At 75.5% G+C, this 5,824-nt stretch carries 4 protein-coding genes; 1 reads left to right on the top strand and 3 read right to left on the bottom strand.

What is annotated here, in order from left to right:
- Positions 1 to 84: 84 nt before the first annotated feature.
- From ACFV61_RS33755 to ACFV61_RS33745, 3 genes are all read right to left on the bottom strand, one after another.
- The gene (locus ACFV61_RS33755; RefSeq protein WP_380427533.1) at positions 85 to 2,964 is read right to left on the bottom strand and encodes an FtsX-like permease family protein; all 2,880 of its coding nucleotides are present in this window, start codon (positions 2,962 to 2,964) and stop codon (positions 85 to 87) included.
- Positions 2,961 to 3,725 carry an ABC transporter ATP-binding protein gene (locus ACFV61_RS33750; protein ID WP_063347908.1) on the bottom strand — a complete coding sequence of 255 codons (765 nt, stop codon included), beginning with the start codon at positions 3,723 to 3,725 and terminating at the stop codon, positions 2,961 to 2,963. The genes ACFV61_RS33755 and ACFV61_RS33750 overlap by 4 nt, the downstream gene beginning before the upstream one ends.
- 154 nt (positions 3,726 to 3,879) lie before the next feature.
- On the bottom strand, positions 3,880 to 4,512 hold the full coding sequence (locus ACFV61_RS33745) for a PadR family transcriptional regulator (protein ID WP_063347909.1): 633 nt from the start codon (positions 4,510 to 4,512) through the stop codon (positions 3,880 to 3,882).
- 78 nt (positions 4,513 to 4,590) lie between these two features.
- On the opposite strand from ACFV61_RS33745, the gene ACFV61_RS33740 reads away from it, so the two are divergent.
- Positions 4,591 to 5,562 carry an endonuclease/exonuclease/phosphatase family protein gene (locus ACFV61_RS33740; RefSeq protein WP_380495896.1) on the top strand — a complete coding sequence of 324 codons (972 nt, stop codon included), beginning with the start codon at positions 4,591 to 4,593 and terminating at the stop codon, positions 5,560 to 5,562.
- Positions 5,563 to 5,824 lie beyond the last annotated feature (262 nt).

The raw sequence follows: 5,824 nt of genomic DNA, 5'->3' as shown, positions 1-5,824 counted from the left end.
CCCCCCCCGCCCCCGCCCCCCCGGCCCCGCCCGGCGGGGGGCGCCGCCCCCGCGCGCGGGGCGCCCCGGGAGGGTGCACGGACCTCAGCCGGAGCGGCGCAGCAGGGAGATCCGCGAGCGGGTGAGCAGCGCGGCCAGGCCCGCCGCCAGCAGCGGCAGCGCCACCACGGTGAACCCGATGGTGAGCCACGGGAGGACCACGACCGACTTGTTGGCGATCATCTCGGCGGGCATCCCGGGGACGGTGGCCGCCGCGCCCTGGACCTTGCGCAGGGCCACCGCCGGCACGATCCCGCAGACGGTGCCGAGCAGGGTGCCCATGGCGGCGATCACCCCGCACTGGAAGCCGGACAGCGTGCGCCGGATCCGGGGCTCGGCGCCGACCGCCGCGAGGGTGGTCAGGTCGCGCTGGGAGTCGGCGGCGGCGAGTCCGGTGGCGATTCCGGCCGCGCCGAGGGCGACGATGCCGGCGAAGATCGACAGCCCGAGGCCGATCAGGTCGGCCCTGGACTGGTAGCCGCGCTCGATCGAGAGGACCTCCTGGTCGGTGAGCTTGGCCAGCGCCCCGTTGGCCTTCTGCTGGGAGCCGTCGGAGGGGGAGCTGTCGGGCAGCCAGACCGAGCCGGTCGGGGCGGTGGTGAGGCCGAGCCGGGTGGCGGTGTCGGGGCTGATCACGGCCTGGCCGCTGGCCGGCACCGCCGCGGACGCGAGGACGGCGTCGACGGAGATCTCGGTGTGGCCGCGCTTCCGGGGGGACGGCCCGTGGGACGACCCGTCGGTCTCCTCCATCGGATCGTTCAGCTCGACCGCGATCTTGCCGTCCTTGAGGTAGCGCGCGTCGAAGACCACGGCCTTGCCGGCGGCGAGGGCCTGCCCGGCGGCCGGGTCGGTGACGCCGTAGAGGTTGTGCAGCAGGGTGGCGTCGCCCGCGGAGAGGTTGCTGAACTGGTTGCCGCGGTGGCCCGAGACCTGGCAGCGCGGGTCGGTGCCGAGGATGCGCTCCGTCTCGCTGGTGCTGCGCTCGGTGTCGTCGAGGGCGGGGCAGCGCAGTTCCTCGGGCAGCGCGACCTGGATGTAGCCGCAGCGGCTGCCGCCGTCGGCGCAGTCGCCCTTGTAGTTGACGCGCTGGACGTCGGCGCGCGGCCCGAGGGCGGGGATGTTGCGTTCCACCGCGTCGCGCATCTGCGGCAGCAGATTGCCCTCGGAGGCGGGCAGCCAGCCGCTGCCGAGCAGGACGGCGCCGGAGGGGGCGGCGGCGGTGTACTCGCGGCGGTTCCCCTCGTCGTAGCTGGCGAGGTAGACGCTGACCGCGACGGTGCCGGCGACGGCGGCCATCACGGCGGCGACGGCGGGCGCGGTGCGGCCGCGGTGGCGCACCGAGTCGCGCAGGGCGAGCCGGGGGCCGAGCGAGAGCCAGCGGCCGAGCCGGCCGAACAGGCCGACCAGGTAGGGCGTCAGGGCGACCATGCCGAGTTCGGCGACGGCCGAGCCGCCGAGGACGGACAGGCTGCGGTTGGCGAAGCCGCTGGTGGCGCCGAGCAGGGCGAGCGCGGAGCCGCCGCCGAGCATCAGCAGGCCGACCACGGCGAGCCTGCGGCTCGGGGGCTTGAGCGAGTCGCGGCCGGTGAGCGCGGCGACGACGTCCTGGCGGGAGGCCTGGACGGCGGGCACGACGGCGGCGAGCAGGCCGGTGACCAGGCCGACCAGGAGCACGCCGAGCAGGTCGAGCGGCTGGAGGTTGAAGTGGCCGAAGCGCTGGCCGGCGTACTCCTCGGCCCGGGTGCGCAGCAGGGCGACCAGGCCGATGCCGAGTCCGAGGCCGACGACGGCGCCGGTGACGCCGAGGACGATGCCGCCGCCGAGGACGACGGCGCGGATGTTGGCGCGCTCACCGCCGCCGGCGGCGAGCAGGCCGAGCTGCCGCCGGGAGCGCCTGGCCCCGACGGCGAAGGCGGGGCCCGCGAGGAGGACGATCTCCAGCAGGGCCATGCCGACGACGGTGGCGAGGATGACGACGGAGGTGCGGTCGAGGTAGCCGGGGGTGGGGCCGCCGCGCTTGTCGGCCTCGACGTAGTAGGGGACGTCGGCGCGGGCCGGCGGGTCGAGCAGGACGGCGCGGGAGGCGAGGGCGAAGCCGTAGCCGCCCAGTTCGGTGACCTTGGGCCAGTCGAGGGTGGCGCCGGCGGGGAGCTTGACGAGCCAGCGGGTGGGCGCGTCGGTGCCGGCGTTGCGGCTGCGGTCGGCGCCGGGGAGCTTGGCGAGCTTGCTGATCAGGGTGCCGGGCCGGGCGATGATCTCGGTGGCCGTCAGTTCACCGGGGTACTCGACGACGCCGGTGATGGTGAAGGGGCTGTCCTCCAGGCCGCGGACGGCGGTCCGGTCGCCGATCTTGAGGCCGGAGCGGGTGAGGAAGTCCCGGGTGACGGCGGCTTCGCCGTCGGTGGCGGGGGCGCGGCCCTTGACCAGGTTGACGCGGCCGTTCCAGACCGGGTCGGTGAGGTCCAGTTCGGTGGTCCCGGTGCTGAGCAGGCCCTGGGAGCTGCCGGCGGCGATGTAGGGGCCCTGCCGCTCGGGTACGAGGGTGGCGCCGGGCGGGAGCAACTGCTTCGCCAGTTCGGCGGGCTCGGTGTCGAGGCTGCGCTGCTGGGCGGGGGTGTACTGGGGGGCGGCGCCGTTCTTCGCCTCGTCCTTGGCGCTCTTGGTGGTCATTCCCTTGTCGGGGTCGGGCGCCTGGAGGACGGTGGAGCCGCGTTCGACCATCTGCAGTTCGCCGGCGGCCTGGCCCATGACGCGCACGACGTGTTCGGCGGGTTCGAGGTCGGCGCTGCGGAAGACCACGTCGGCGCCGGTGACGCCGAGGACGGGCAGCGCGACCATGGCGATGACCAGGGCGCTGCGGCCCTTGGCCCGCAGGGCGTCGCGGCGGGCGATGCGCAGGGCGACCCGCCAGGCGCTGAGCTTCACTCGTCCACCTTCATGCTGTTGGTGGCGGCGCTGACGAGCAGGCTGGCGGCGTCCTGGCTGACGCTCTCGTCGACCATGCGGCCGTCGCGCAGGAAGACCACGCGGTCGGCCCAGGCGGCGTGCCGGGCCTCGTGGGTGACCATCATGGCGGCGGCGCCGGCGTCGCAGCGGGCGCGCAGGACGGCGAGGACGGCCTCGCCGGTGGTGGAGTCGAGGGCGCCGGTGGGCTCGTCGGCGAGGACGAGGCGGCGCTCGCCGATGAGGGCGCGGGCGATGGCGACGCGCTGCTGCTGGCCGCCGGACATGTCGTCGGGGAAGCGGTCGGCGAGCTCGGGGATGCCGAGCTCCTCCAGGGCGGCGAGCGCCTCGCGGCGGGCGGCGCGGGCGGAGAGGCCGTCGAGTTCGCGCGGCAGCGAGATGTTCTCGCCGGCGGTGAGGGCCGGTATCAGGTTGTAGTCCTGGAAGACGTAGCCGATGGAGCGGCGGCGGACCTGGGCGAGCCGCTTGCGGTTGAGCCCGCCGAGGGCGACGCCCTCGACGAGGACCTGGCCGGTGGTCGGGGTGTCCAGTCCGCCGGCGAGGGTGAGGAGCGTCGACTTGCCGGAGCCGGACGGGCCCATGACGGCGACGAACTCGCCGGGGTGGACCTTGAGGTCGATGCCGCGCAGGGCTTGGACCTCCGCGGCGCCTTGGCCGTGGACTCGGGTGACGTTTTCCAGGTGCAGTACCGGCGTCTGCCGGGCCGGGTCGGTGTGGGACATGGTTCCCCCCTTGTGCTGGTGGTGGGCTCGGCGTCGGGTCCGGGCCGATGGTTCGGGTGGGCCGCCGGGGTCAGGTGCGTCAGCGGCGGCGGGCGGGGTCGGGTGCGTGGGCTACGGCGGGCGAGGTCAGGCGCACGCGGTCAGGCGCACGCGGTCAGGTGCGCGAGCGGCGGCGGGCGGGCCGGGCGGCCGTGGCGCCGCCGTCGCGGGCGGCTTCGGCGGCGCGGGCCTGTTCGGTCTCCGCGTGCTGGTGGAGCCGGGTCTCGCAGTGGTCGAGCCAGCGGATCTCGGCCTCGGTCTGGAAGATCAGCTGGTCGAGGACGAGCAGCCAGGCCAGGTCGTTGCTCGCGGAGGGCGCGATGCCGGGCCGTGACTCCCCGGCCAGCGCGCGGCCCTTGAGCCGGGTGTAGTCCTGGAGTGCCTTGATGCTGTGGCGGCGCTGGCCCTGGACGACGGCGGAGACGTCCACCCCGGGGACGGTGACGGCCATGGCGAGCTTGATGGCCAGTTCGTCGCGCGGGGGGTTGGTCCGGGGCACCGGGGTGTCGAACCAGGCCCGCAGCTCGGTGCGCCCCTCCTCGGTGACGGCGTAGAACTGGTGGCCCTCGTCGTCCTCTCCGGCGGGCTCGACCAGGCCGTCCCGCTCCAGTCGGGACAGCGTGGTGTAGACCTGCCCGACGTTGAGCGGCCAGGTGGCGCCGGTGCGCGCCTCGAACTCGGTGCGCAGTTGGTAGCCGTAGCGCGGGCCCTGGTCGAGCAGGGCGAGCAGACCGTGTCGGATGGACATACTCAGTATGTATACCCGGTATGCCCTACAGGCTCAAGCCGCGCCCCCTCCCCCGGCGAGCGGGTACCGTCGTGCGGTGTGAGCCAGTTGCGCATCGCCACCTTCAACCTGCTGCACGGTCAGCCGCTCGCCCCGGACGGCGCCCCGCGGCCCTACCCCGCCGACGCCGGCGGGCCGCTGGCGGAGGCGGTGGCCGCGCTGGACGCCGACGTACTGGCCCTGCAGGAGGTGGACCGCCACCAGTCCCGCTCCGGCGGCACCGACCAGGCCGCGGTGGCCGCCAAAGCCATGGGGGCCGCCGACTGGCGGTTCGCCGCCGCCCTGCACGGGCGCCCGGCGCCGGTCGCGGGCTGGGTGCCGGTGCCCTCCGTGCCCGGCGGCCTGCGGGTGTACGGGCCCGGCGACGTCGGCGACGGCGCCCCGCCCTCGTACGGCACCGCGCTGCTGACCCGGCTGCCGGTGCGGCACTGGCGGGCCCGCCGGTTCGCCCCGGCTCCGTTCGGGCTGCCGCTGCGGGTGGCCGGCCGGCGCGGGCTCACCCCGGTGCCGGACGAGCCGCGGGCGGCGCTGGCGGCCGTGCTGGAGGGCGACCACGGCCCGTTCACCGTGGTGGCGGCGCACCTGTCCTTCGTCCCCGGGTGGAACATGGCGCAGCTGGCCGGCATCCGGCGGTGGATCGCGGACCTGCCGCAGCCGTACCTGGTGCTGGGCGACTTCAACCTGGTCGGCGCGGTGCCGCGCACCGTCCTCGGCGGGGCGACCGCGCTGGAGCGCACCGCGCCCCGGGCACGGGTCCGGGAGCTGCGGGCGGCCCGGCGGGCCCGGCCGGCCCTGGCCGAGCCGCGCCGGCGCCGGGTGCGCGAGCCCCGCCCCCGGCTGCAGGGCTGGTACGACCTGGCCCGCACCCCGACGTACCCCTCGCACCGCCCGGCGGTGCAGTTCGACCACGTGCTGGCGGTCGGTGTGCCGCGCGCCGCGGTCGGCCCGGCGGCGGCGCCGCGCGCGGCGGTGTCGGACCACCGGCCGCTGCTGGTGGAGGTCTCGCTCTAGGTCCTGTCCGGTCGATCTTGGCGGATCAGCCCGCGGCGTTGGGCGCCCGGCTGGGCGTGCGCCCGGATCGTCCTCGTACTGGGTCGTACTTGGGCGATTCGGGCGTGCGTCCAGGCGGGATGCCCGGAGTCGCGGGCCCGGCAAGATCGGCCGGACAGGACCTAGGTCCAATGCCAGTGACTTTAGGTTGTGTCGTGCTGGGTGACGGTGACTGTTGCCGGTTGTGGTGGTGGCCAGTTGTGGTGTTGGGCGCGTTTGAGGG

This window comes from Kitasatospora sp. NPDC059817 (genome assembly GCF_042731835.1).
Taxonomy (GTDB): Bacteria; Actinomycetota; Actinomycetes; order Streptomycetales; family Streptomycetaceae; genus Kitasatospora.
This window is presented reverse-complemented; position numbering and strand designations above follow the sequence as displayed.